A 24,061-nucleotide genomic window follows, 5' to 3' on the forward strand; every position below is an offset into this window, starting at 1 on the left:
GCTAACCGATACTAATTGCTCGTGAGGCTTGACCATATAACGCCAAAGGCGTTTGACGGCCTGCTGAAGTAACACGTCGTAAAGACACCGATAGATCCATCTCCCGGATTGGTTGAGAGACAAGCGATCGTCGTATCAGAATTAAGCACAGTCCAGATTGTCCAGTTTTTGCTTGGCGACCATAGAGCCGTGGAACCACCTGATCCCATCCCGAACTCAGAAGTGAAACGTGGCATCGCCGATGGTAGTGTGGGGTCTCCCCATGTGAGAGTAGGTCATCGCCAAGCATTGAATACGCAGAACCCCCGGTCTCGTTGAGGCCGGGGGTTTTTGCCTTTACGGCGGCGGCAACAGTGACTGCGGAATCCTGCGTCGCAATTGAATGTCGTAACCGAGCCCTTAATCCCACCGTGCGCGACCCTGAATCAGTCGCAGAGAACCTCTATCTCGCTGAGGAGCCTGTAGGTTTTCTTCATCGGAGGCGGTGCTTATCGTCAGGCATGAAAATGTAGAAGCCCCGTCTCGATGAAGTTGAGGCCTTTGGGGGCTTTTTGACTACGTGTGAGATATCCCAACTAAACATTCCGATCAAATCAACAGCCGGATAATCAGACCAGTACTGATCGGGTGTTGCTCTTCGAAACAAGTAGCTCAGCGAAGTAGAAAATAAAAAGGGGACACTCCTTCCATGAGAGTGTCCCCTTCGTTGGCATCCATTGTCCCTGCTTATCTTGATCCTTAATGGCGTCCTGCCTTCCCTTTAGCGGGTCTTGGCCATCCAGACTATTCGATCCGTGAACAGGAGATCCGTGTTAACAGTATGGTACAGATTACAGTGAGTGCCAGTAAAAACGTAAACTTTTTGCAAATGCACTAATGATATTGAGGGATGAATTACAGTTCCGCTGGCTAGGTTAACAGTACTGCAATTGATGTGCCGGTAGCTGGGGAAGTGACGAAGCTTTTGGCTCCTGTGAAGCAAAGGTACTGGCTCCACCCTTAGGGCACAGAATAGATTAGTCTGCGACTATAGATCGAAATGTATAACGAGTGAGAGGGGTAGAGAGGGCGTCAATCCTTGACACCCCCTCCAAGTTGGCTTCCCTAGTCCTTGCGGAGATAGTGCATCCATGCGTGGCATCCTGCCATCCCTTTCCGCTATTCCAGCCATCCTTAGGTGTTCACTTTCATGAACAGGAGATCCACGAAAGCTATTATCGATTTATAGGAATTATTTGATATAGGAAAAATTCTTAATTTTTATAAGGTTTTCTATATCGCTACTTTTTAGGAAAATAAGCTCAGCCTGATTAGGTGTTTTGGCTGATCTTTAAATCTGACTGCTGCTGCCGTCAGCAAAAATGATCTCTTGGATATGTAGTGATTTTTTTTTCAGAAATCACTACACTGTGATTCTGTCTTGGTCGGGGTGCCTTTTAGATAAGGCTGAGATTTGACCCGTTGAACCTGATCCGGTTAGCACCGGCGTAGGAAATCCAGATGTACTTAGATACGACTCTTAAAATTGGTCGTTCGCCGCTCCTGAATAGAGGAGTGCGAAAATGACCGCTTCAAACGTCCCGATGGCCCTGACAATCGCCGGATCTGATTCTGGTGGTGGCGCGGGCATTCAGGCCGACCTAAAGGCCTTTTCAGCCCTTGGTGTCTATGGCGCCTCTGTTATCACGGCTCTGACTGCTCAGAATACTCTGGGCGTTCAGGCGATTCATCCGGTTCCGGCCGATTTTATTGAGCAACAGCTTTGTTCTGTTTTCAGTGACCTCTCTCCCCGCGTAGTCAAAACGGGCATGCTTGGCGATGCTGCCGTAGTTCGTACGGTTGCAGGGTTTCTCCGTGGGCAACAGAACCTGAAATTGGTTGTTGATCCTGTCATGATCGCCAAGAGTGGAAATGCTCTGTTACGTGCTGATGCCGTCGCAGTGTTGACCCGGGAGCTGTTACCGCTGGCAACGGTTATTACGCCAAACCTGCCTGAAGCCGCTGCGGTACTGGGTTGTGCCGAGCCTGTTGACCTCGATGGCATGAAACAGATGGCTGCAAAGCTTCTGCGGCTGGGATCCCAGTCGGTACTGCTTAAAGGCGGGCACCTGACAGGAGGGCAGTGTCCGGACGTGTTTATGGACAGAGAGGGGATACATGTCATGGATCAGGTGCGTTTGGACACCCGCAACACGCATGGTACTGGCTGTACCCTGGCGTCGGCTATTGCTGCCTTTCTGGCGAAAGGTGAAACGCCAGCTGATGCAGTCTTGCAGGCCAAGAAATATATCACTGAAGCAATCCGTACTGCAGATCAGCTGGATATTGGTCATGGACAGGGACCTGTTCATCACTTTCATGCCAGCTGGCAGTTTGCTTCCGACCCAACAGTAAAACAATAAAGAAACATAGGTAACGCGATGTCTTTAGATGATAAGTCATTGAGCCAGACGGCTCAGGTTGATAAAGATTCAGTTCAGCCGTTCCCGAATTCCCGCAAGGTATATGTTGAAGGTAGCCGCCCGGATATTCGTGTGCCAATGCGTGAGATCTCGCTGGACGATACCCCGACCGATATGGGGGGGGAGAAGAACGATCCACTGTATGTCTATGATACCTCCGGACCCTATACCGATCCGGACGCGACTATTGATATTCGTAAGGGTTTGGCACCGCTGCGTGAGGCCTGGATTCTCGAGCGTGAGGATACCGAACAGCTCAGCGGCATGACTTCCGAGTACGGCCGGGTGCGAGAAGCCGACCTGCGCCTGGACCACCTGCGTTTTGAGCTGCAGCGTAAGCCGCGCCGTGCCATTGAAGGCCAGAATGTGACTCAGCTGCACTATGCCCGTCAGGGCATCATTACGCCTGAGATGGAATACATTGCTATTCGCGAAAACATGAAGCTGGCCAAGAGCCGTGCTGAAGGCCAGGTTGTGGCAGAACAGCACCCGGGGCACAGCTTTGGTGCGAAGCTTCCTGACGAGATCACGCCGGAATTTGTACGCCAGGAAGTCGCTGAAGGGCGCGCTATTATTCCTGCCAACATTAACCATCCGGAACTGGAGCCGATGATTATCGGTCGTAATTTCCTGGTTAAGATCAATGGCAATATCGGCAACTCGGCGCTGACTTCTTCTATTGAAGAGGAAGTTGAGAAGATGACCTGGGGCACCCGCTGGGGCTCAGATACCATTATGGATCTGTCCACGGGCAAAAATATCCATGAAACCCGCGAGTGGATACTGCGTAACTCACCGGTCCCAATCGGAACCGTACCGATCTACCAGGCGCTGGAAAAAGTAAAAGGTGTAGCGGAAGATCTGAACTGGGAAGTGTTCCGCGATACCCTGATCGAACAGGCAGAGCAGGGTGTGGATTACTTCACCATCCATGCCGGTGTTCTGCTGCGCTATGTACCAATGACTGCGAAGCGGATGACCGGTATCGTCTCCCGCGGTGGTTCAATCATGGCAAAGTGGTGCCTGGCACACCATGAAGAGAACTTCCTCTATACGCATTTTGAAGAGATCTGCGAGATCTGTAAGGCGTATGACGTGTCTTTCTCCCTTGGTGATGGTCTGCGTCCGGGATCGGTTTATGATGCAAATGACGAAGCACAGTTCGCCGAGCTGGAGACGCTGGGAGAGCTGACGAAGATCGCCTGGAAGCATGATGTACAGGTGATGATCGAAGGGCCGGGTCATGTGCCTATGCATATGATCAAGGAAAATATGGATAAGCAGCTGACAGAGTGCCATGAGGCGCCTTTCTACACGCTGGGTCCGTTGACGACGGATATTGCGCCGGGCTATGACCATATTACCTCGGGTATCGGTGCGGCTATGATCGGCTGGTATGGTTGCGCAATGCTCTGCTACGTAACACCGAAAGAGCATCTGGGACTGCCAAATAAGGCGGATGTTAAGGAAGGTATCATTACCTATAAGATCGCTGCGCATGCTGCCGATTTGGCTAAAGGTCATCCGGGCGCTCAGATTCGTGATAATGCGATGTCCAAAGCGCGTTTCGAATTCCGCTGGGAAGACCAGTTCAATATCGGCCTGGATCCGGATACTGCCCGTGCTTATCACGATGAAACCCTGCCGAAGGAGTCCGCTAAAGTGGCTCACTTCTGCTCGATGTGCGGCCCTAAGTTCTGTTCGATGAAGATTTCTCAGGAAGTGCGCGACCTGGATGATACTCAGGTGGCGGCTATCAATGCGAAAGCTGAGGAAGGCATGCAGGCTAAATCGGCTGAGTTCAAGGAAACCGGTGCAGAGATCTATCACAAGGTGTGAGTCTGTAGCGATTAGCTAAATTTGAAACCGCTCTTCGGAGCGGTTTTTTTATGCCTGAATCTGGTATTTTATCGTTAGTCTTTGCTAGGAAATTACTGATGTTTGCTGAAGATCTGAAATACCTCTGGGTACTGCTTTTTATTCTGTTTGCCTTTGTACCCGTGACTCTCAATGCCCTGCGCAGGCGAAAGGAAAACCCGCCACCGATGGCCAAAAATGACCGTAAGCTCTATCGCCTGTGGCGCTCAGATCCTGAGGCCTATGAGCGTCAGTATGGCGAGATGGATCGCCAGTATCTGAAAGCTCAGGAGGAAAAGAGGAAGTAATTGCTATATCGGCGCCTGCGGTGCTATCCGGCGCGGTAGGTAGAACTACGATCATCAGGCATCGTAGTTTCCGCAGATCCACCGTAGTATTTGTTGCCTGAATCGCATTAGTGCGAATAGGCCCTCTGACTAAATAACGGCAGCATAGACAGGGTTCCCGGCTGGTACGGGAGCGTCTGCCAATGAGACCGTCAGAGGATAAAAACAACTATGAATCTCTCCTTTAGTAAGAAACTGCTTGCCGCAGCAGCCTGCCTGGTGGCGGTTGCTAATCCGTTGCAGGCCGCTGAGAAAGTTTATCGCCTGAAGATGGCCGAGACCTGGCCATCAAATTTCCCTATCTTCGGTGATGCCCCACGTAATATGGCCGCTATGGCCGACAAGATGTCCAACGGTCGTTTGAAAATCACGATTGATTCCAAAAACAAGCATAAAGCGCCGTTCGGAATTTTTGACATGGTGCGATCCGGCCAGTATGACTTGGGACACTCGGCGTCTTACTACTGGAAGGGTAAGGTTCCCAATACGCTATTTTTTACCACCATGCCTTTTGGTATGACGGCACCGGAACAGTATGGCTGGTTCTACCATGGTGGCGGTATGGAACTGATGAACAAGGTGTATGACAAATACAACCTGCTTAGTTTTCCGGGAGGCAATACCGGTAATCAGATGGGAGGCTGGTTCCAGAAGGAAGTTAAGAGTCTGGACGATCTTCAGGGACTGAAAATGCGTATCCCGGGGTTTGCCGGTGAAGTGCTGGCAAAACTGGGCGCCAAGCCAACGAATATTCCTGCCGGCGAGCTCTATACCGCGTTGGAGCGCCGTACCATCGATGCGCTGGAGTGGGTCGGGCCTTCACTTGATCTGCGAATGGGCTTCCACAAAATTGCGCCGTACTACTACACCGGCTGGCATGAGCCTGCGACTGAGCTGCAGTTCCTGGTGAATAAGCGAACCTGGAAAAAGCTGCCTGAAGACCTGCAGGAAGTGCTGCGCGTCGCTATGCGCACGGCCGCTTATGATATGTATATCCAGTCCTATCATGCCTCAGGTGAAAACCTGGCTAAAATCCTGACCGAATACCCAGATATTCAGGTGAAGAGTTTCCCTGCCGATGTGGTGCAGGCGATGCGCGAAGCCAACCAGTCATTGCTGGCTGAGAAAGCGGCCGCTGATCCGCTGGCAGGCGAGATCCTCAAATCTCAGGCCGCTTACCTGAAACAGGCGCGTCTCTGGACCGATATTTCAGATAAGGCCTATCTCAACAGCCTGTCGACCGCTAAGTAACTGATTGATCCGGAACGCGGACCTGCTGCAGGTCCGCGTTTTTGATGTAACCGGCTTTCTTGCGAGGTCTGACATGCTGCTGCGGCTGGAAAAACTGATTAACCATTTCTCGGATGTACTGGGCAAGCTGGCTGCACTGCTGTTTGTCCTGATGCTTTTCAATGTATTTATCGATGTCGTGATGCGCTATGTCTTCAACGATGTCTCTATTGGCATGCAGGAGCTGGAGTGGCACCTGTTTGCTGCCATGTTCATGCTGGCGGTGCCTTATACCCTGAGGACCGGCGGCCATGTACGGGTCGACCTTATCTATGAGCGATTGGGCCTGCGACGCAAGGCGTTGATCGACCTGCTGGGATGTCTGCTGCTGTTATTGCCATTCTCGCTGCTGGTTGGCTGGTATGGCGTGGGCTTTGCCCTGGAGGCCTGGGAACTGGGCGAAACCTCCGGCGATCCGGGCGGGCTTAGCCAGCGTTGGATTATCAAGGCCGTGATACCTCTGACGTTCTTTGCAATAGCGCTCAGCGGGATTGGCATGATGCTGAAAAGCATCAATATCTTGCGTGGTCACCATCAGGAATGTGACTACCAGCCCCCACAGCATTAGCAGCCGGAGAGCAGAAAATGATTGGTATAGTGATGTTTTTTGTTGCGCTGGCGATACTGCTGATAGGCTTCCCGGTCGCATTTACCTTTGGCGGTGTGGCGCTGGCATTTGGTGTCTGGGCTGAAGGCCCGGATATGTTTGCGTTTATGCCGTTCCGGATACAGAGCATCATGGAAAACGTGGTGCTGATGGCCGTGCCGCTGTTTATCTTTATGGGCATTGTGTTGCAGAAAACCCGGCTGGCCGAGCAGCTGCTGGAGTCGATGGGGAAACTGTTCGGCGGAGTACGCGGTGGCCTGGCGATCTCAACAGTGCTGGTCGGGGCATTGCTGGCTGCCTCCACAGGTGTAGTGGGTGCTTCTGTGGTAGCTATGGGACTGATATCGCTGCCTGTAATGCTGAAGTATAACTACGACAAGTCGCTGGCTTGCGGCACGATCTGCGCCTCGGGCACTCTGGGACAGATTATTCCACCATCCATTATTCTGATCATCCTCGGTGATGTACTGGGTATTCCGGTGGGAGACCTGTTCCAGGCTGCTGTTGGGCCGGGGCTGATGCTGATCGGCATCTATGTCGTCTACATCCTGGTATATACCTGGCTGAAACCGGAGGCGGCTCCGGCCCTGCCGCTGGACGAGGATATAAGCCACAAACGACAGCAGTATCTACGCGCATTGAAAGCAATTGTGCCTCCGCTGGCGCTGATCCTGATCGTATTGGGCTCGATCTTTGCCGGCATTGCCACACCCACTGAGTCCTCTGCGCTGGGTGGTGTCGGTGCATTGGTACTGGCAGCGGCTTATCGTCAGTTCAGCTGGAAAATGGTCTACGAGTCTGCGCTGGAAACTGTCAAGGTAACGGCAATGGTTTTCGCCATCCTGCTGGGTGCCACCGCTTTTTCCATGGCTTTCACCTACACCGGCGGTGACTATATCGTAGAAGAGGTGCTGTCTGACCTGCCTGGTGGGGCAACCGGATTCCTGATTCTTTCCATGGTGGCCATACTGGTACTGGGGTTTTTTATCGACTTCGTCGAGATCAGCTTCATTATTGTTCCGATACTGGCTCCCGCTGCAGAAGCCTTGGGGATTGCGCCGGTCTGGTTTGCAATCCTGATAGCGATGAACCTGCAGACCTCCTTCCTGACACCACCGTTCGGATTCAGTCTGTTTTACCTGAAGGGAGTTGCGCCACCGCAGGTAAGGACGGTGGATATCTACCGAGGGGTAATGCCCTTCATCCTGATGCAGGTGGCCGTCGTAGTGTCGATCCTGCTGTTTCCATCCTTCTACGGGCTCAGCTAACGGCTCGGTAGCTGTTCCGGGCGGGCAATTCGTCATGAATTGCCCGTCTGCGTTATATTTGAACAAATTCTGCGCCCACGAGTTGCTATGACGTTAAAGTCAAAAATCCTTCTGTTGTCGATTTTGCCGCTGATACTGGCTTCCGTGGCTATCACCTGGATAACCCAGATGCAGGCACACCAGCTGTCTGAACAGGAGATCGCTACCTTTGAGCACAATCTGATGGCTTCCAAGCGGCAGCAGCTGCAACACTATGTCAGTCTGGCAATGACATCGATCGCGCCGATCGTGGCTGATATGGATAACGGTCTGGAATCCCGCTTTGCAGAGGAGGAGATCAAACGGATACTCAATGCCCTGACATATGGCGATGATGGCTACTTTTTCGTTTACGATCAGTCCGGCCGGAATCTGGTGCATCCGACCGAGCCCGATCTGGTGGGTAATGATCTGATCGAACTGCGTGACAGCGATGGCAAGTATGTGATTCAGGAACTGCTGATGCTGGCCCGTCAGGGCGGCGGTTTCAGTCGCTATAAATGGAATAAGCCTTCGGAAGAGGGGCCGGAGGATAAGCTGAGCTATGTGGTGCAGATACCCAAACTCAACTGGATGATGGGCACGGGCATCTATGTCGATGATATCGCTGCGGAAGTGGCTTCTACCCGGCAGGATGTGGATCGCAATATCCGGCAAACCTTCTATGTGGTGCTGATTATTATTTCAGTCACCGTTCTGCTGATCATACTGGTGGCGGTGGCGATCAATGTGCATGCAACCCAGCTGGCGGATAAGCGTTTGCAGGAGCTGGCCCATCGTTCGGTACAGTATCAGGTGGTTCAGCGCCGGCACTTTGCCCGTGAACTGCATGATGGCGTAAACCAGCTAATGGTATCCGCCCGGTTGCGGCTGAACCTTTCTATTAAGAAGTGGGGACAGGAGGTGGCGCGGGAGCATCTGGAAAAAGCTGGTGAGATGATGAATCTGGCGATGCAGGAGGTACGCCGGGTGTCCCATGATCTGAGGCCGATCCTGCTGGATGATCTGGGGCTGGAGGCTGCACTGAAAAACATGCTGGATGATATGGCTGAGCGTTCGGATCTGGAGGTGTTCAGCGATCTGCAACTGCCGGTTTCCCGCTTGCCGGATGTGATTGAGATCACGCTTTACCGTATCGTGCAGGAAGCGCTGACGAATGTTGAAAAGCACGCGGGTGCGCGTCATCTGAATGTCAGGATTCGCAGCCGTGAAGATGCGGTTATAGTGGAGGTTGAAGATGACGGGAAGGGCTTTCGTTCTGATACGGTTTCCGAAGGTATCGGCCTGATCAATATGCGTGAGCGAACTGAATTGCTGGGTGGGCGTTTTGACCTGCATAGTCATCCGAAGCAGGGAACCCTGATAAGAGCCGTATTTTCTCTGCGCCTCGAAGGAGAGAAAAGCTGATGAGTCATGAAATTAGGATATTGCTGGCGGATGACCATCCGATGGTCAGAGAAGGATTACGCGCCAGCCTCGATGGAGAGGAGGGAATCTCAGTGGTTGCTGCGGCCAGCGATGGTCAGCAGGCACTGGAGCTGGCTGCCAGTGTGGCGCCTGATGTGGTGTTACTGGATATCTCGATGCCCGGAATGAACGGGCTTGAAGCTGCGTTACGTTTTCGCCAGGAGTTCCCGGGTATTCGGGTACTGGTACTGACGATGCATGAGGATCGCGAGTATATCCTGAAGATGGTGCAGTCCGGGGTGGCAGGGTATGTGCTGAAGGATGTTGCCGCGGATGAGCTGATCCTCGCGGTACAGACGGTCTATCAGGGTGGGACTTTCTTCAGCTCGGCAGCGTCGCGGATTCTCTTTAGCCAGTTTGACGCAGTCACAGCCCCAGCCGCATCGCCGCAGGATGGCCTGACAGCACGAGAAAAGTGGGTCTTAAGGTTACTGGCTGAAGGTTGTGGCAATAAGGATATAGCACGGGAGATGGAGATCTCAGTGCGCACTGCGGAAGCCTATCGGCAGAAGATTAAGCAGAAACTGAATATTTCCACTTCAGCGGGTCTGATCCGCTATGCTATCGACCAGAAACTGGTGAAGTCCTGAAACTGTCAGGGGTAAACCGCCGTTTACCCCTGACGCTGTGATCAGCCGTAGACGGCCAGCTTCACCACAAAGAGCACAGACAGCAGCAGCATGGCGCTGTTGACCTCTTTAATACGACCGGTCAGCAGTTTGATCGCAGTGTAAGAGATAAAGCCCAGGCCGATGCCGGTAGTGATGGAGAATGTCAGGGGCATGGTGACCGCGGCAATAACCACCGGTGCGGCTTCCGTGATGTCATCCCAGTCAATCTGCACCAGGCTGTGGGTCATCAGTACCGCAACGAAGAACAGCGCCGGTGCGGTGGCATAGGCTGGAATGGTTCCGGCTAGCGGAGACAGGAACATGCTGGCAATAAACAGCAGGCCCACTACAACCGCCGTTAGGCCGGTACGACCACCTGCAGCGATACCTGCACCTGATTCGATATAGCTGGTTGTGGTCGAAGTCCCCATGACTGAGCCCGCCATAGTTGCAGTGGAGTCCGCCATCAGGGCGCGGCCGAGACGAGGCAGGCGTCCCTGATTGTCCAGCAGTTTACCTTTCTGGGCTACGGCAATCAGGGTGCCGGAGGTATCAAACAGGTCCACAAACAGGAAGGAGAACACAATACTGATCAGGCCGACCTGCAAGGCGCCTTCCAGATCCAGTTGTGCTAGCGTCGGCTCAAGGCTCGGTGGTGCGGCGACAATGCCTTGGAATTCAATCTGACCGGCAATCAGGCTGATCACTGTTACCAGCAGGATGCCGATCATCACGGAGCCTGTTACCTGGCGGTGGAACAGGGCTGTGATAATGATAAAGCCGACGCAGGCCATGACCGCGCTCCAGCTGGTCATATCACCGATCGTTACCAGGGTTGCCGGGTTATCGACCACGATGCCGGCATTTTTCAGTGCGATGAAGCCCAGAAACAGACCGATACCCGCACCAATTCCGCCTCGCAGGGAGAGGGGGATGCTATGGATAATCCATTCACGCACTTTGAAAATAGACAGCAGGAAAAAGCAGACACCGGAGAGGAATACCGCACCCAGCGCCACCTGCCAGCTGTAGCCCATCTGCCCGACTACAGTGAAGCTGAAGAAGGCATTCAGTCCCATACCCGGAGCCAGGGCAACCGGGTAGTTTGCCCAAAGGCCCATGATCATACAGCCGACTGCGGCCGCCAGGCAGGTAGCGACAAATACGGCACCTTCATCCATACCGGCAGCAGCGAGCATGCTTGGGTTGACGAAGATGATATAAGCCATGGTCAGGAATGTAGTAAAGCCAGCGATCACCTCGGTTTTAACGTCGGTGTTGTGCTCGCTTAATTTAAAGAGTTTTTCCAGCATATCGATAGGGACTCTCTTCCGGTGTTTGACGTTCCTATGGTGCCAGCGGGTCGGACGGTCAGGCGTCAAATGCGGTGGCATACATAGCCGCAGGCTCGCAGAACTTTACTGCTTACGACGGTTGTCGTTCCGCAGGCGGTTTCACCGAGCCAATATCCTTATGTGTGCGACCGAATGTTCAGTCAAAACACCTTTCGGACGGTTTGAAAAAACGCGCAATGATACAGCAAAATATTTGACTAAAGTATTGGCTCTGTCCACTTTTTGGCATTAATGCGCGCGTTTCGGGATGAGGGGTTATATTGCGCTGTATCCGGTCGGAAATCATTTATACGCGGGGCTGCTCCGGCTCTGTATAATATGTCGTTTTCAGAATGTTGCGCTGTTTTAAATGGAATTCTCACTGATCATCCCTGCTCTTAAAACTTTCTCATTAATCTTTCTGGCAGAGATGGGCGACAAGAGCCAGCTGGTCTGCATGTCGCTGGCTGCCCGGCAACGTGTCTGGCCAGTAGTGGCCGGAGCGGTGGCTGCGTTTGCCCTGCTGAATCTGCTCGCCGTGACTCTGGGGGCCACCATTGCCGCGGCGCTGCCTCAATGGGTTATTCTGGCGCTGGTGAGCGTTGCATTCCTCTTCTTTGGCTTACAGGCGCTTAGAGCCACGGCTGAGGATGAAACTGAAGCCGTGCCGGTGACGGGAAGGTCGCTGCTTATTGCCACGTTTTTGCTGATTTTTGTAGCTGAGTTCGGGGATAAAACCCAGCTTGCCGTTGCTGGTTTAAGCGGGATCGAGTCCGTGCTGCAGGTATGGCTGGGGGCTACGTTGGCACTGGCCGCGACCAGTGTGCTTGGCGTAATGCTTGGTAAGGTACTTTTGACTCGAGTCCCGCTGCATTGGATGCAGCGTGGCAGCGGCATCTTGTTTATCGGTTTTGCGATCGTTTCCGCCGTCGAGCTGGTGCGGGTGTTATAGGTGATCGGATGGTTATAGGCTTCCTTGCTCTGCTATTGTGTCAGCTCGCCGGAGAGCTGCTGGTTGTCTGGCTCGAATTACCGGTGCCCGGCGCCGTGGTAGGGATGCTCATTCTGCTGTCACTGCTTGCCATACGGGGCGAAGCTCCTGCCTCTGTGCGTCAGGCCGGTGAAGGGCTTCTCAGTATACTGCCTTTGTTTCTGGTGCCAGCGGGTGTAGGGCTTATGTTGCACTTTCAGCTGATAGCCGCTAACTGGTGGTCGATACTGCTGGCTTTACTGGGCAGTACTCTGATTACCATGCTGGTGGTCGGAGTTTTGATGAAGTGCAGCGCACTGAATCCAGGCGAGCAGGGAGAGACGCATGAGCGCTAAACCCCTGCTGGAATCTCCGCTGTTATGGATTACGCTGACGCTGGCTGTGTTCTGCCTGGCGGTCTGGATCAACCGAAAGGCGGGCCGCTCTCCGTTTCTGCATCCGGTGCTGGTCTCCCTCAGTATCATCATACTGATCCTGCTCTGGCTCGAGGTCCCCTATCAAACCTACTTCAGCGGCGCTCAATTTCTCCACTTCATGATGGGGCCGGCGATTGTTGCCCTGGCGATCCCGCTATACGACAACCGGCAGCGGGTACGTCGGCTACTGCTGCCTGTTTTATCAGCCACGCTGACCGGTGCCGTAACTGCAGCTGTTTCGGCGGTGGTGATCGGTTATCTGTCAGGGGCTGACAGGGTATTGATGTTGACCCTCGCACCGAAATCAGTGACGTCACCGATCGCTATCGGGATTGCGGAGAAGATTGGTGCCGAGCCTTCGCTGGCGGCGGGGCTGGTACTGATAACCGGCGCGCTTTCCTGTCTGTTCGCGCCTTTTGTTTTCCGATTGCTGAGACTTAATGATCACGCGGCCCGTGGTTTCACGCTAGGCGTGTCCGGACATGCGATGGGAACTGCTTACGCATTCGAATACAGCGCCCTGGCTGGGGCTTTTGGTGGTTTGGCAATGGGCCTGGCCGGTGCCTTTACGGCATTTTTTCTGCCGGTTCTGTTGCCTCTGCTGGATTGGCTGCCGGGGTGAGCTGTTTTGTAAGATTCTGATTTTTAAAAGAATATAGGTTTTCCGCGAACTTATTGGTCTATTGTTGAATTTGCCATGGAGATGATAGATGAGTAAAGTTCCGCCTGCTTTGAATTCATCCACCGATAAGTGATTTTGGCAATGACTCCCCTAGAGCGGTATAAGAAAGACCTTCTTCGTGACGACTTCTCCTACGACCCGGCCCAGGAGATGGCGGTTAAACATCTGCAGCGCCTCTATGAAGACCTGACAGCAGTCAAAGAGGAGCCAAAGAAGGGCTTGTTGCAGCGTCTCAGTGGCCGCTTTAAAACGGAGGTCGTCGAACCGCCTACGGGGCTGTACTTCTGGGGTGGTGTAGGTCGGGGTAAGACCTACCTGATGGATACGTTTTACGACAGCCTGCCGTTCGAGCAGAAGATGCGCACCCATTTCCATCGCTTTATGCAGCGGGTTCACAGCGAACTACGGGCGCTGGATGGCACCCCGAATCCGCTGATTGCCATTGCTAAAAAGTACGCAGACGAAACACGGATTATCTGTTTTGACGAGTTCTTCGTTACCGATATCACCGATGCGATGATTCTGGGAAGCCTGCTGCAGGAGCTGTTCAACAACGGTGTGGCGCTGGTGGCTACATCCAATATCGTGCCCGATGGTCTCTATAAAGACGGCCTGCAGCGAGCCCGTTTCCTGCCGGCGATCGATATGCTGAATAAATACACCGAAGTGGTGAATGTGGACGGCGGGGTGGACTACCGTTTGCGTGCCTTGGAGCAGGCCGAGCTCTACCACTGGCCGCTGGACGATAAAGCGGATGAAAGTCTGAACCGCAGCTTTGAAAGCCTGGCGCCTGATCTGGAAGAGGTGGTGGAAGCTGAAGTGCTGGATGTGAATGGACGAGACATGAAAAGCCGTCGCTGCTGCGAAGACGTGGTCTGGTTTGATTTCAGTGAGATATGTGAAGGGCCGCGTTCACCGAGTGATTACATTGAGCTGGCCAAGATCTTCCATGCGGTGCTGGTGAGTAACGTACCCCAGTTAGGCCGTTCCAATGATGATGCTGCGCGCCGCTTTATCAATATGGTCGATGAGTTCTATGACAGTGGCGTTAAAGTAATACTGTCAGCAGACAAACCGATCCATGAGATCTATTCTGAAGGGCGGCTCGAGTTTGAGATAGAGCGTACCCAGAGCCGTCTGCTGGAGATGCAATCCCATGAATACCTTGCGCGCGAACACCGTGCCTGAGGTTATCGTCGGAAAGAGCGGGGCTGAGTGCAGATACTTGCAGCTTCCCCTTGAAGCTATCTGCTTCAGTCCGTATAATGCGCGCCACCTCATCTCTGGGTGAGGGCGTGTTAGTTGTCGCGATGGTCGCGGCAACCAATAACTATAAGTCAGAACGGTCGTGGCCTAGCGTCATTGCCAGCTCTGAATGAATTTAAGGTTTAAATTCAGATGAAAACATTCGTTGCAAAACCAGCCGAAGTAAAACGCGACTGGTACGTTGTTGATGCCGAGGGTCTGACCCTGGGTCGTCTGGCTACTGAAATTGCCCGCCGTCTGCGCGGTAAGCATAAGCCAGAATTCACGCCTCACGTTGATACTGGCGACTACATCGTAGTTGTTAACGCTGAGAAAGTTGCTGTAACCGGCAACAAAGCAAATGACAAAATGTACTACCGTCACTCTGGTTTCCCAGGTGGTCTGAAGGAAGCAAACTTCAACAAAATGGTAGAGACTTTCCCTGAGCGCACTATCGAGCTGGCTGTTAAAGGCATGCTGCCTAAAGGTCCTCTGGGTCGCGCTATGTACACCAAGCTGAAAGTATACGCTGGTGCTGAACATCCACACCAGGCTCAGCAGCCGAAAGAACTGACTATCTAAGGGGAACGTGGAAATGTCTGCTACTCAGTATTACGGCACTGGCCGTCGCAAAACTTCAACTGCACGCGTATTCCTGCGTCCAGGTACTGGCAAGATCACTATCAATGATCGCACTATCGAACAGTACTTCGGTCGCGAAACTGCTCGCATGATCGTTCGTCAGCCGCTGCAGCTGACTGAAACTGAAGAGAAGTTTGATGTATACGTGACTGTAAAAGGCGGCGGTGGCTTCGGTCAGGCTGGCGCTATCCGTCACGGTATTACCCGTGCTCTGATGGAGTACGATGAAACTCTGCGTCCTTCCCTGCGTCAGGCTGGTTTCGTTACCCGTGATGCTCGTGAAGTTGAGCGTAAGAAAGTGGGTCTGCGTAAAGCACGTAAGCGTCCACAGTTCTCCAAGCGTTAATATTACGCGCTTGCGAAATACTCAAAAAAACGCCCGTTTCCTTACAGGAACGGGCGTTTTTTTATGCCCGGTTTCAGGTCAATACTTTGGCCTAATATACGGAATGGCAGGGCAATTCACCTTGTAAGGAAGGGGTATTTTCTTTACTATTTGGCACATTTTTAAAATCCATGTTTCCGTGGCTTTTTTTGCTTATGCGGCCAATTGCACTCCTGATTAAACAGGGGGCGAAAAGTCGATTGAGGGGAGATAATCTTAATGAGCAATGATGGCGTGAATAAGGGTCGGCGTCGCCTCCTGATAGGTGCCACATCCGCGGTGGGCGCGGTTGGTGCTGTCGGAGCGGCTGTCCCGTTCGTAGCTTCCTGGAACCCAAGTGCTAAGGCGAAGTCTGCCGGTGCACCGGTTAAGGTTGACGTCAGTAAACTAGAGCCGGGTCAGCAGACCATCGTCAAATGGCGTGGTAAGCCGGTCTGGATTGTTCGTCGTGGTGATGAGGCACTGGCGAACCTGGAGAAGATCACCGATACCCTGGCTGATCCTAACTCCGAGGTTCCGCAGCAGCCTGCTTATGTACCTGGTACTGCAGCGCGTGCGCTGAAGCGTGACGATATCGTCGTGCTGGTCGGTATCTGTACACACCTGGGCTGTTCACCAACCTACCGTCCTGAGATCGCACCTGAAGATCTGGGTGCTGAGTGGGTCGGTGGTTTCTACTGCCCATGCCACGGTTCCCGCTTCGATCTGTCCGGTCGTGTAATTCAGGGTTCCCCGGCGCCAAGCAATCTGGTGATCCCGCCGCACTCCTATGAGGGTCAGGATGTGATCATTGTTGGTGTTGATCAGGAGGTTGCGTAATGGCTGGTAGCCGCAATAAAGGTAATCCGGGCCTGATGGGCTGGATCGATGATCGTTTCCCTGCGACAGCGATGTGGGAAGATCACCTGTCTAAATACTATGCTCCGAAGAACTTTAACTTCTGGTACTTCTTCGGTTCCCTGGCACTGCTGGTGCTGGTAAACCAGATCCTGACCGGTATCTGGCTGACTATGGCTTATAACCCTTCTGCGGAAGGCGCCTTTGCCTCTATCGAATACATCATGCGTGACGTTGAGTATGGCTGGCTGCTGCGTTATATGCACACCACCGGCGCGTCTGCATTCTTCGTTGTTGTTTATCTGCACATGTTCCGCGGCATGATGTACGGTTCCTACCGTAAGCCTCGTGAGCTGGTGTGGATCTTCGGTATGACAATCTACCTGGCGCTGATGGCTGAAGCCTTTATGGGCTACCTGCTGCCATGGGGTCAGATGTCTTACTGGGGTGCTCAGGTAATTGTTTCGCTGTTCTCGGCGGTGCCGTTTATCGGTGAAGACCTGGCGCAATGGATCCGTGGTGACTATCTGATATCGGGTATCACTCTGAACCGCTTCTTTGCCCTGCACGTTATTGCGCTGCCGATCGTGCTGCTGGCACTGGTTGTGCTGCACATCATCGCACTGCACGAAGTGGGCTCTAACAACCCGGACGGTATTGAAATCAAGGAAAACAAGGATGAGAACGGCGTACCGCTGGACGGTATCCCATTCCACCCTTACTACACCGTGAAAGATATCGTCGGTGTGGTGGTGTTCCTGTTTGTCTTCTGTGCAGTCATCTTCTTCTTCCCGGAAGGCGGTGGTTACATGATTGAAGCGCCTAACTTCGAACCTGCTAACCCGCTGAAAACGCCTGAGCATATCGCGCCTGTATGGTACTTCACGCCATTCTACGCAATGCTGCGTGCGATTCCGCCAATTGCCGGCTCCCAGTTCCCGGGTGTTGTTGTAATGGGTGGCGCTATCGCAATCCTGTTCGTGCTGCCTTGGCTGGATCGTAGCCCTGTTAAATCTATGCGCTACAAAGGCATGATCAGCAAGGTCTCTCTGGTGATCTTTGCAATCAGCTTCGTAATCCTGGGTTACCTGGGTGTGGTTTCCTCTACGCCTGTGCGTACGGTGATGGCTCAGATCTGTACGTTCCTGTACTTTGCGTACTTCTTCCTGATGCCGTTCTACACCAGGATGGAAAGCACTAAACCGGTTCCGGAAAGGGTTACAGGCTAATGAAAAAGTATCTTGTTGCATTGTTAATGGCAGTGCTGCCGCTGGCGGCAACTGCAGCTGGTTCCGGTGCTCACCTGGACCATATGGAAGTTGATCTGGAGAACAAGGCGTCTCTGCAGCGTGGTATGAAGACTTTTGTCAACTACTGCATGGGTTGCCACTCGGCTCAGTATCAGCGCTACGAGCGTGCTGCTGTTGATCTGGGGTTGGATCCTGAGCTGGTGAAGGAGCACATGATCTTCGATGAGAAGAAAGTGGGCGAGCAGATGGGTATTGCTATGCCCGCTGAAGACGCCGGTAACTGGTTCGGTAACCCACCGCCGGATCTGACGCTGGAAGCGCGCCTGCGTAAGCCAGACTGGATCTACACTTACCTGCGTAGCTTCTATGCTGATGAGTCCCGTCCGTGGGGCGTAAACAACGTTGTCTTCAAAGACGTTGGTATGCCAAACGTACTGGCTGAACTGCAGGGTGTCCAGGTTGCGCATTGTTCACGCGAAGAGATGGAAGCCCACGGTATCCGTGGTACTGGTATCGATCCGCTGACCAATAAGCCGCTGAATAACTGTTCCAGCGTAAAGGATGGCTCCGGCCAGCTGACTCCGGCTGAATTTGACCGCGTTGTATACGACCTGGTTAACTTCATGGCTTACATTGGTGAGCCAACCAAGCTTGAGTCCCAGCGTATCGGTACTTATGTGCTGATCTTCCTGGTGCTGCTGTTCTTCCTGGCGTTCGCGCTGAAGAAAGAGTACTGGAAAGACATTCACTAATCAGATTGGTCTGAATTAGTGGTACTATAGATACGCGGCCCCCACAGGGCCGCGTATATTTGTTTCTAGCATCAGTGAGATAAACGGGGTTTATTGATGGGAGTAGTGGCGAAGCGTTCTTCCATGACTTTTTATTCCAATGGTGAAGACCATTACAGTCACCGCGTACGTATCGTGCTGGCTGAGAAAGGTGTGGCGGTTGAAATTGTTGATTGCAACGAAGGTAACTTGCCTGAAGACCTGGCAGCGCTGAATCCGTATAACAGTCTGCCGACTCTGCTGGATCGAGACCTGGTGTTGTTTGAATCCGGTGTGATGATGGAGTATCTGGACGAGCGATTCCCGCATCCACCATTGCTGCCGGTTTATCCAGTGGCGCGAGCAGAAAGCCGTCTTTATATGTATCGTATCCAGCGCGACTGGTGCGTACATGCTGATATCATCCTGAATGCAGATGATGATACAGAGGAAGTGGAGCAGGCTCGTAAGGAGTTGCGCGATAGCCTGGTGGCTGTAGCGCCGATCTTCTCTGAGAAGGATTTCTTCATGAGCGAAGAGTTCTCTCTGGTTGATTGCTGCCTGGCGCCGCTGCTTTGGCGTTTGCCTCTGATGGGTATTGAGCTGCCGGAAGATCAGTGCAAGCCGCTGATTAAGTACATGCAGCGACTGTTCCAGCGCGAGTCTTTCCAGGAAAGCTTGTCTGAAGCAGAGCGTGAAATGCGCGACTGATAGCTGTCGCGGAGTTTTACAGAGGGATGAAGGCTGCTTCATCCCTTTTTTTATGGAGTATCTTTATGAATCCGAGTCGTCCTTATCTGTTGCGGGGGCTGTATGAGTGGTTGCTGGACAATGATGCCACGCCATACCTGCTGGTAGAGGCTGAGCTTCCCGGTGTAATGGTTCCTGAACAGTTTGTTGAAGATGGTCGTATCGTGCTGAATATCGCGCCGGGGGCTGTGCAGGCGCTGAATATAGATGATCAGGCGGTCTCCTTTAACGCCCGTTTCGGCGGTGTGCCAATGGATGTCTATATCCCGCTGGCCGCAGTGGCGGCTATCTATTCGCGTGAAGATGGTCAGGGGATGGGCTTTGGTATGGAGCCGGGGGCTGAGCTATATGAGCAGGAAGAGCCTGTTCAGGATGAGGTGCAGCAGCCGGAGCCGGACGCCCGCCCGCAGGGCCGTCCTTCATTGAAGGTTGTTAAGTAGGCAGGGGTTGTCAGTTAAAACAAAGCCGGGATATCCCGGCTTTTTTATGTCTCAGATGTATTCAAAGATCTTAACGATGCGTTCGACACCGCTGATATTGCTGACAACACCGACGGCATCATCTGCCTCCTGTGGTGTGACGAGTCCCATCAGGTAGACCGTTCCTTTGTCGGTAACTACCTTGATGCGTCCGCCCACGACATTTTCATCGACGAGCAGCTGTGTTTTGGACTTCAGGGTCAGCCAGATATCGCTGGTCTGAGAGAGGGAGGATGCGCCGCCTGAGATCTGTAGTTCGTTGTGTACTTTGCGAACCTTTCGCAGCTGGGCGGTAATCTGTTCGGCTTCCTTCTTGGCGTACTCATTAGGCACTTCGCCAACCAGCAGTACGATACCGTTGAAGCTTGTGACACTGATATTGGAGTTCTTTACTGCTTCGGTGGCCTTGTTGAAGTTAACCAGCGTCATGGTCTCAATCAGCTGGTCATCTACATAGGTGCCCAGGGTGCGGGTGGTTTTATCTTCTTTTATGGGTTCGTCGCGCGTGGCGCTGATCAGGCTCGAGCAGCCACCCAGTAGCAGGGTTGAGGCCATCAGTAGAGCCGAAATTCTGTGTATCATCAGAAGTCACCTCCGAATAACTGGTAGTCAATCAGGTCGCAAAGTGCATGAAGTACAAGTAGATGGGCGTCGTGAACCAGGATGGGGTCATCAGACGGAACGCATATTTCCACTTCGTCCGGGCCCAGCAGGGAGGTTACGTCGCCACCGTCGTTACCGTTCAGGATGATAGTTGTCATCTCCCGGTCGTGGGCTGCCTGGATCGCCTGAATCAGGCTTCCTGAGCGTCCATCGGTCGTGACCAGGAGCAGTATGTCTCCCGGTTGTCCGATCGCACTGATCTGTTTGGCGTAGACTTCGCTGAAGTTGCCGTCGCTGCTGATGCCGCTGACCGTGGCTGCATCGGCGCTGAGATTGATGGCAGGTAAGCCCGGGCGTTCCTGGCGGAAGCGATTCATCAGCAGGCTGGTAAAGTGCTGGGCGAGAGCCGCTGAGCCGCCATTGCCGCAGCAGACGATTTTGCTCTCGTTAACGAGGCAGTGGAGCAGAAGTTCTCCAGCATGTGCAATCAGGGGGGTGTACTGCTCAATGGTGACGGCATTTATCTCCATTGAGTTATGAAACTGACTGACGATTCGGTCTTCTAGCTCCATTTCGGTCCTTACTTGTCGGGCATCAAATTCTGAAGGCGTCTTTATACCATAGTGGAGCCTTGCTTGCTGTATTCCCGTCATAGGCAATCACATCAAAGCGGCAGTTATGGCTGGCCCAGCGTGGGTTTTTGAGCAAAAAGTACTCTGCGGCGTGGATGATCTTGCGCTGCTTGGTGAAATTCACACTTTCCGCTGCATTGCCGTATTGGTGGTGAAGTCTGCGGCGTACTTCTATAAAGACCAGTGTGCTGCGTTCCAGCATAATGAGGTCAATCTCGCCGCCACGACAATTAAAATTGCAACAGAGGGTTTTCAGACCCTGGCTGAGCAGGTACTTCTCTGCCTGTTGTTCGGCTTCCTTGCCGAGTGCTCGCGCATCCATGCGGACTCCTTATTGTTCGATAGAGGGAATGCCCTGTCGGTAGATCGCCCATTCCAGCTCGCGAGTGATGCGATTGTTTTCGCTGATCGACAGTTCGCCTGTTTCGCCGCTGATACTGGCGTCCGGGTTGGCGGCCAGTTGGCGCAGGAACGGGTAGATGCGATATGCATCGAGGCCGAGTGCATAGAGCCGGCCAAAGCGTCCGGAGGTGTTTTCGTGTTGCTGTGCTAACAGCAGATGTTCCGCCGAGGGCGCTTTAATGTTCCATGGGGTGGCACAGAAGCGCACCTTGTTCAGATCCCGGTCGCTATTGGCATTCGCCTGTCCTGAGTATATATGCGAGGTTGCGTATACCGGCAGGTCGGCCCCGTAGTAAAAGTCGACAATCGGCTTTAGCTGGCGCGCATCGTTCGGCAGGGCGCTCATAAATATAGCATCGGCGTCCTGGCGGCGGCGCTCTTCAAACTTGATGCTTTTACCAATCAGGGAACGGACCTTTTTGCTGCGCTCGCGGCTCTTGTCGGTCGCCAGTAGGGCGGCGATGCGGTCAGAGTGCCCGGCTGTGTCGGCATAGAGTGCGTAATCGGCAACGACCCCGCCGAGTGTTTCGAAGCGATTGCTAAAGGCATCCAGTACCTTACGTCCCCAGTTGGCATCGGCGCTGATAGCCAGTACCACGCGATGGCCCTGTTGCCACATGCGGTCGGCGACCTGCTCGGCTTCGCTCTCGGCTGAAAGACCGAACTGGAACAGGTTCTGGTTGATCAGTTCGTCGTTACTGAAATTCAGTGCCAGCATCGGAACAGGCAGGTCTCCGGAGAGAGTCAGAGAGCTGACATAGTTCTTATCCAACGGACCTATGGCCAGATCGGCTTGCTGTTCGTTCAGGGTGGCGATCAGCTGCTGAGGGTCAGTCACGGTAGCTGAATCGATAAAGGTCAGTTCCGGCGTGCTTTCTCCATTCTGGCGGGCAGCATAATAAGCCGCCAGCAAGCCATTGCGGATGGCTTCAGCCGGTTTGGCCAGGTTGCCGCTTTCCGGCAGTATCACCGCAACCTTGTTTGCCTGAATGATTTCGGCGCTGGCAGCCGCTTGTCCCTGTGGCGGTAGCTCGTGGGCGGGATGGGCTTCCCACAGAATCATCCATTCGGATACAGCCTGATTGCGCGCAGCCAGGCCGTTACTGCTTTTTACGGCCTGGCTGAGTTCAAACCAGCCCTGCTCGTAATAAGTGTTGTTCTTACTCAGCAGCTGCTGCAGTTCGCTGCTGCTGATGCTGTTCAGAAGGCCCCAGATCTGATTGTGCAGGAGTTGCTGCTGTTCCGTATCCTGCTGAAGCAGGCTGGCGTAGATCAGTTCGCGAAGCTGGCTTTCTGTGTCCTGCTTGAGATCGTAGGCGGCGGCACGCAGCTGGGTGGAGATCAGGTCCTGCTGTGGTGATAATTCCGCGCTTCTTTTCGGCAGCATCTGCAGATAGGCCAGGGCCTGCTCGGGATCCTGATTTTCCAGTGCGGCTTCTGCTTTCAGTCGGGCAATATCGAACTTCAGTGCTGGTGGCAGCAGCTGTATATCAACGGTCTCCAGCAGAACCAGAGCTTCTTCCTTGCGGCCCTGCTCAATCAGTATGCGCGCCGCTTCAGCGCGGTATTGAGCTGCCTGAATAGGCTGCGACTGACCCGCCTTGTGGATCAGCTGGGTGGCCTGTTGCAGAGGTGTCAGCGGTTGCTGTACCTGTGCCTGTTTTTCCGGCTGCGAGCTGCAGCCGGCTATAGCAAGACTTATTAGTCCGGCGGCCAAAGACAGACGCCATTGAATCATCATATACTTCTCACCCCGTTTGTGAGGATGGAATAAAAATGTCAGAAGCTGCCCTGTATGTGGTTGCTACCCCTATCGGTAACCTCCAGGACATGACGCTACGCGCGGTCGAAGTATTGCAGTCAGTCAGCTTGATCGCTGCTGAAGATACCCGCCATAGCGCTCGGTTATTGTCGCACTTTAACATTAATACGCGGCAGCTGTCGGTGCATGAGCACAACGAGCGCCAGCGCAGCGAGATGATTGTACAACAGCTTGCTGCAGGTAACAGCGTTGCATTGATTTCGGATGCCGGTACGCCGCTGATTTCCGATCCCGGCTATATCCTGGTGGGGATTGTGAGGGAGGCTGGATACCGGGTTGTGCCATTGCCCGGCTGTGCCGCTTTTGTCACAGCGCTGAGTGCGGCCGGTCTGGCATCGGATCGTTTCTCATTCGAGGGATTTCCGCCGGCCAAGAAAGGTGCCCGGCTGGAGCAGTATCGTTCGCTGGCGGATGAAAGCCGTACTCTTATCTTTTACGAATCGCCGCATCGGGTGTTGGATTCGCTCAGGGATATGGCGCAGGCGTTTGGTGGTGATCGTAAGGTTGCTGTTGCCCGGGAGCTGACCAAGACCTTTGAAACTATCCGTTCCGGTTCCCTGGATGAGCTGCTGGTCTGGATGGAGGCGGATCACAACCAGCAGAAAGGCGAATTTGTATTGCTGGTTGAGGCTGCGCCGCGCCGCAAAGAGGAAAGCCTGGGTGCTGAACAGCTCCGGATATTATCTCTGCTGACCGAGGAGCTGCCGGTAAGTCAGGCGGCGGCCCTGGCGGCAAAGATCACAGGGATCAAGAAAAAGGTGCTCTATCAGGCCGCCCTGGAGATAAATAAAGGTTGAATTGTTCGATATTTGCACGATGTAAACGCTGTTTTTAAAAGAGCGTTGCATTCTGCATTAATGTTGGTAGTCTTGC

General features: G+C 53.3%; 25 protein-coding genes, 1 rRNA gene and 1 riboswitch. Of the genes, 21 read left to right on the top strand and 5 right to left on the bottom strand.

Annotated features, from left to right (window positions below; all coding sequences use genetic code 11):
* Positions 1-171: 171 nt before the first annotated feature.
* The 9 genes from rrf to Q354_RS0101745 all read left to right on the top strand — a co-directional run bounded on the left by rrf (position 172) and on the right by Q354_RS0101745 (position 9,927).
* A 5S ribosomal RNA gene (gene rrf / locus Q354_RS0101705) occupies positions 172-287 on the top strand.
* A 1,128-nt stretch (positions 288-1,415) separates the two neighbouring features.
* A riboswitch (TPP riboswitch) is annotated at positions 1,416-1,512 on the top strand.
* A gap of 50 nt (positions 1,513-1,562) precedes the next feature.
* A complete protein-coding gene (gene thiD, locus Q354_RS24245; RefSeq protein ID WP_036228283.1) occupies positions 1,563-2,402 on the top strand; it encodes a bifunctional hydroxymethylpyrimidine kinase/phosphomethylpyrimidine kinase in 840 nt (279 codons plus the stop codon).
* An 18-nt stretch (positions 2,403-2,420) separates the two neighbouring features.
* Positions 2,421-4,301, top strand: a complete 1,881-nt coding sequence (gene thiC, locus Q354_RS0101715) for a phosphomethylpyrimidine synthase ThiC (protein WP_027856102.1) — start codon at positions 2,421-2,423, stop codon at positions 4,299-4,301.
* A 98-nt stretch (positions 4,302-4,399) separates the two neighbouring features.
* A complete protein-coding gene (locus Q354_RS0101720) occupies positions 4,400-4,627 on the top strand; it encodes a hypothetical protein (protein ID WP_027856103.1) in 228 nt (75 codons plus the stop codon).
* 210 nt (positions 4,628-4,837) lie between these two features.
* Positions 4,838-5,917 carry a TRAP transporter substrate-binding protein gene (locus tag Q354_RS0101725; protein WP_027856104.1) on the top strand — a complete coding sequence of 360 codons (1,080 nt, stop codon included), beginning with the start codon at positions 4,838-4,840 and terminating at the stop codon, positions 5,915-5,917.
* Positions 5,918-5,990: 73 nt separating this feature from the next.
* Complete coding sequence (locus Q354_RS24250) at positions 5,991-6,524, top strand: TRAP transporter small permease subunit (protein ID WP_036228334.1); 534 nt, start codon at positions 5,991-5,993, stop codon at positions 6,522-6,524.
* 17 nt (positions 6,525-6,541) lie between these two features.
* Entirely contained in the window at positions 6,542-7,831 is a 1,290-nt protein-coding gene (locus Q354_RS0101735) for a TRAP transporter large permease (RefSeq protein ID WP_027856105.1), read from the top strand.
* An 87-nt stretch (positions 7,832-7,918) separates the two neighbouring features.
* Positions 7,919-9,277: a cache domain-containing protein gene (locus tag Q354_RS0101740; RefSeq protein ID WP_027856106.1), complete on the top strand. Its 1,359-nt coding sequence runs from the start codon at positions 7,919-7,921 to the stop codon at positions 9,275-9,277.
* Positions 9,277-9,927 carry a response regulator transcription factor gene (locus Q354_RS0101745; RefSeq protein WP_027856107.1) on the top strand — a complete coding sequence of 217 codons (651 nt, stop codon included), beginning with the start codon at positions 9,277-9,279 and terminating at the stop codon, positions 9,925-9,927. Before Q354_RS0101740 ends, Q354_RS0101745 begins: the two co-directional genes overlap by 1 nt.
* Before the next feature lie 41 nt (positions 9,928-9,968).
* Here Q354_RS0101745 and Q354_RS0101750 read toward each other — a convergent pair whose 3' ends face one another.
* Entirely contained in the window at positions 9,969-11,261 is a 1,293-nt protein-coding gene (locus tag Q354_RS0101750; RefSeq protein ID WP_027856108.1) for an NCS2 family permease, read from the bottom strand.
* A 391-nt stretch (positions 11,262-11,652) separates the two neighbouring features.
* Here Q354_RS0101750 and Q354_RS0101755 point away from each other — a divergent pair, with 391 nt between their 5' ends.
* The 11 genes from Q354_RS0101755 (at position 11,653) to Q354_RS0101805 (ending at position 19,690) form a co-directional block, all read left to right on the top strand.
* On the top strand, positions 11,653-12,234 hold the full coding sequence (locus Q354_RS0101755; protein WP_027856109.1) for a TMEM165/GDT1 family protein: 582 nt from the start codon (positions 11,653-11,655) through the stop codon (positions 12,232-12,234).
* A gap of 8 nt (positions 12,235-12,242) precedes the next feature.
* Complete coding sequence (locus Q354_RS24255) at positions 12,243-12,608, top strand: CidA/LrgA family protein (RefSeq protein ID WP_051559812.1); 366 nt, start codon at positions 12,243-12,245, stop codon at positions 12,606-12,608.
* Entirely contained in the window at positions 12,598-13,311 is a 714-nt protein-coding gene (locus Q354_RS0101765; protein ID WP_027856110.1) for an LrgB family protein, read from the top strand. Before Q354_RS24255 ends, Q354_RS0101765 begins: the two co-directional genes overlap by 11 nt.
* 141 nt (positions 13,312-13,452) lie before the next feature.
* Complete coding sequence (zapE, locus tag Q354_RS0101770) at positions 13,453-14,559, top strand: cell division protein ZapE (protein WP_027856111.1); 1,107 nt, start codon at positions 13,453-13,455, stop codon at positions 14,557-14,559.
* Between the two features lie 210 nt (positions 14,560-14,769).
* Positions 14,770-15,198: a 50S ribosomal protein L13 gene (gene rplM, locus Q354_RS0101775; RefSeq protein ID WP_027856112.1), complete on the top strand. Its 429-nt coding sequence runs from the start codon at positions 14,770-14,772 to the stop codon at positions 15,196-15,198.
* 13 nt (positions 15,199-15,211) lie between these two features.
* Positions 15,212-15,604 (top strand): 30S ribosomal protein S9, encoded by a 393-nt coding sequence (rpsI, locus tag Q354_RS0101780; RefSeq protein WP_027856113.1) that lies wholly within the window; start codon positions 15,212-15,214, stop codon positions 15,602-15,604.
* Between the two features lie 258 nt (positions 15,605-15,862).
* Positions 15,863-16,462 (top strand): ubiquinol-cytochrome c reductase iron-sulfur subunit, encoded by a 600-nt coding sequence (gene petA / locus Q354_RS0101785; protein ID WP_027856114.1) that lies wholly within the window; start codon positions 15,863-15,865, stop codon positions 16,460-16,462.
* Positions 16,462-17,709, top strand: a complete 1,248-nt coding sequence (locus Q354_RS0101790; protein WP_051559813.1) for a cytochrome b — start codon at positions 16,462-16,464, stop codon at positions 17,707-17,709. Before petA ends, Q354_RS0101790 begins: the two co-directional genes overlap by 1 nt.
* A complete protein-coding gene (locus Q354_RS0101795; RefSeq protein WP_027856116.1) occupies positions 17,709-18,482 on the top strand; it encodes a cytochrome c1 in 774 nt (257 codons plus the stop codon). The genes Q354_RS0101790 and Q354_RS0101795 overlap by 1 nt, the downstream gene beginning before the upstream one ends.
* A gap of 96 nt (positions 18,483-18,578) precedes the next feature.
* A complete protein-coding gene (locus tag Q354_RS0101800; protein ID WP_027856117.1) occupies positions 18,579-19,211 on the top strand; it encodes a glutathione S-transferase N-terminal domain-containing protein in 633 nt (210 codons plus the stop codon).
* Positions 19,212-19,276: 65 nt separating this feature from the next.
* Positions 19,277-19,690: a ClpXP protease specificity-enhancing factor gene (locus Q354_RS0101805; RefSeq protein WP_027856118.1), complete on the top strand. Its 414-nt coding sequence runs from the start codon at positions 19,277-19,279 to the stop codon at positions 19,688-19,690.
* A gap of 51 nt (positions 19,691-19,741) precedes the next feature.
* On the opposite strand, the gene Q354_RS0101810 is transcribed toward Q354_RS0101805, so the two are convergent.
* Genes Q354_RS0101810 through Q354_RS0101825 form a run of 4 tightly spaced genes read right to left on the bottom strand, consistent with a single transcriptional unit; the run spans position 19,742 to position 23,107 of the window.
* Positions 19,742-20,311, bottom strand: coding sequence for a BON domain-containing protein (locus tag Q354_RS0101810; protein WP_036228286.1), 570 nt, complete (start codon positions 20,309-20,311; stop codon positions 19,742-19,744).
* Positions 20,311-20,904, bottom strand: coding sequence for an SIS domain-containing protein (locus tag Q354_RS0101815; protein ID WP_027856120.1), 594 nt, complete (start codon positions 20,902-20,904; stop codon positions 20,311-20,313). Before Q354_RS0101815 ends, Q354_RS0101810 begins: the two co-directional genes overlap by 1 nt.
* A 22-nt stretch (positions 20,905-20,926) precedes the next feature.
* A complete protein-coding gene (locus Q354_RS0101820) occupies positions 20,927-21,286 on the bottom strand; it encodes a YraN family protein (RefSeq protein WP_027856121.1) in 360 nt (119 codons plus the stop codon).
* Positions 21,287-21,295: 9 nt separating this feature from the next.
* The gene (locus Q354_RS0101825; RefSeq protein WP_084332437.1) at positions 21,296-23,107 is read right to left on the bottom strand and encodes a penicillin-binding protein activator; all 1,812 of its coding nucleotides are present in this window, start codon (positions 23,105-23,107) and stop codon (positions 21,296-21,298) included.
* Between the two features lie 35 nt (positions 23,108-23,142).
* On the opposite strand from Q354_RS0101825, the gene rsmI reads away from it, so the two are divergent.
* Positions 23,143-23,985 (top strand): 16S rRNA (cytidine(1402)-2'-O)-methyltransferase, encoded by an 843-nt coding sequence (rsmI, locus tag Q354_RS0101830; protein WP_036228288.1) that lies wholly within the window; start codon positions 23,143-23,145, stop codon positions 23,983-23,985.
* Positions 23,986-24,061 lie beyond the last annotated feature (76 nt).

Origin of the sequence: Marinobacterium jannaschii DSM 6295, from assembly GCF_000620085.1 — a bacterium.
In the GTDB taxonomy this organism is placed as follows: domain Bacteria; phylum Pseudomonadota; class Gammaproteobacteria; order Pseudomonadales; family Balneatricaceae; genus Pontibacterium; species Pontibacterium jannaschii.

Excerpts from the sequence above, each read along its gene's own strand:
- Q354_RS0101805 (WP_027856118.1), top strand. The coding sequence starts at position 19,277 with ATGAATCCGAGTCGTCCTTATCTGTTGCGGGGGCTGTATGAGTGGTTG.
- rpsI (WP_027856113.1), top strand. The coding sequence starts at position 15,212 with ATGTCTGCTACTCAGTATTACGGCACTGGCCGTCGCAAAACTTCAACT.
- petA (WP_027856114.1), top strand. The coding sequence starts at position 15,863 with ATGAGCAATGATGGCGTGAATAAGGGTCGGCGTCGCCTCCTGATAGGT.
- Q354_RS0101810 (WP_036228286.1), bottom strand. The coding sequence starts at position 20,311 with ATGATACACAGAATTTCGGCTCTACTGATGGCCTCAACCCTGCTACTG.
- thiC (WP_027856102.1), top strand. The coding sequence starts at position 2,421 with ATGTCTTTAGATGATAAGTCATTGAGCCAGACGGCTCAGGTTGATAAA.
- Q354_RS0101765 (WP_027856110.1), top strand. The coding sequence starts at position 12,598 with ATGAGCGCTAAACCCCTGCTGGAATCTCCGCTGTTATGGATTACGCTG.
- Q354_RS0101825 (WP_084332437.1), bottom strand. The coding sequence starts at position 23,107 with ATGATGATTCAATGGCGTCTGTCTTTGGCCGCCGGACTAATAAGTCTT.
- Q354_RS0101755 (WP_027856109.1), top strand. The coding sequence starts at position 11,653 with ATGGAATTCTCACTGATCATCCCTGCTCTTAAAACTTTCTCATTAATC.
- Q354_RS0101815 (WP_027856120.1), bottom strand. The coding sequence starts at position 20,904 with ATGGAGCTAGAAGACCGAATCGTCAGTCAGTTTCATAACTCAATGGAG.
- Q354_RS24250 (WP_036228334.1), top strand. The coding sequence starts at position 5,991 with ATGCTGCTGCGGCTGGAAAAACTGATTAACCATTTCTCGGATGTACTG.
- Q354_RS0101800 (WP_027856117.1), top strand. The coding sequence starts at position 18,579 with ATGGGAGTAGTGGCGAAGCGTTCTTCCATGACTTTTTATTCCAATGGT.
- Q354_RS0101745 (WP_027856107.1), top strand. The coding sequence starts at position 9,277 with ATGAGTCATGAAATTAGGATATTGCTGGCGGATGACCATCCGATGGTC.
- Q354_RS0101795 (WP_027856116.1), top strand. The coding sequence starts at position 17,709 with ATGAAAAAGTATCTTGTTGCATTGTTAATGGCAGTGCTGCCGCTGGCG.
- Q354_RS0101720 (WP_027856103.1), top strand. The coding sequence starts at position 4,400 with ATGTTTGCTGAAGATCTGAAATACCTCTGGGTACTGCTTTTTATTCTG.
- Q354_RS0101740 (WP_027856106.1), top strand. The coding sequence starts at position 7,919 with ATGACGTTAAAGTCAAAAATCCTTCTGTTGTCGATTTTGCCGCTGATA.
- Q354_RS0101735 (WP_027856105.1), top strand. The coding sequence starts at position 6,542 with ATGATTGGTATAGTGATGTTTTTTGTTGCGCTGGCGATACTGCTGATA.
- rsmI (WP_036228288.1), top strand. The coding sequence starts at position 23,143 with ATGTCAGAAGCTGCCCTGTATGTGGTTGCTACCCCTATCGGTAACCTC.
- rplM (WP_027856112.1), top strand. The coding sequence starts at position 14,770 with ATGAAAACATTCGTTGCAAAACCAGCCGAAGTAAAACGCGACTGGTAC.
- Q354_RS24255 (WP_051559812.1), top strand. The coding sequence starts at position 12,243 with ATGGTTATAGGCTTCCTTGCTCTGCTATTGTGTCAGCTCGCCGGAGAG.
- zapE (WP_027856111.1), top strand. The coding sequence starts at position 13,453 with ATGACTCCCCTAGAGCGGTATAAGAAAGACCTTCTTCGTGACGACTTC.
- Q354_RS0101790 (WP_051559813.1), top strand. The coding sequence starts at position 16,462 with ATGGCTGGTAGCCGCAATAAAGGTAATCCGGGCCTGATGGGCTGGATC.
- thiD (WP_036228283.1), top strand. The coding sequence starts at position 1,563 with ATGACCGCTTCAAACGTCCCGATGGCCCTGACAATCGCCGGATCTGAT.
- Q354_RS0101725 (WP_027856104.1), top strand. The coding sequence starts at position 4,838 with ATGAATCTCTCCTTTAGTAAGAAACTGCTTGCCGCAGCAGCCTGCCTG.
- Q354_RS0101820 (WP_027856121.1), bottom strand. The coding sequence starts at position 21,286 with ATGGATGCGCGAGCACTCGGCAAGGAAGCCGAACAACAGGCAGAGAAG.
- Q354_RS0101750 (WP_027856108.1), bottom strand. The coding sequence starts at position 11,261 with ATGCTGGAAAAACTCTTTAAATTAAGCGAGCACAACACCGACGTTAAA.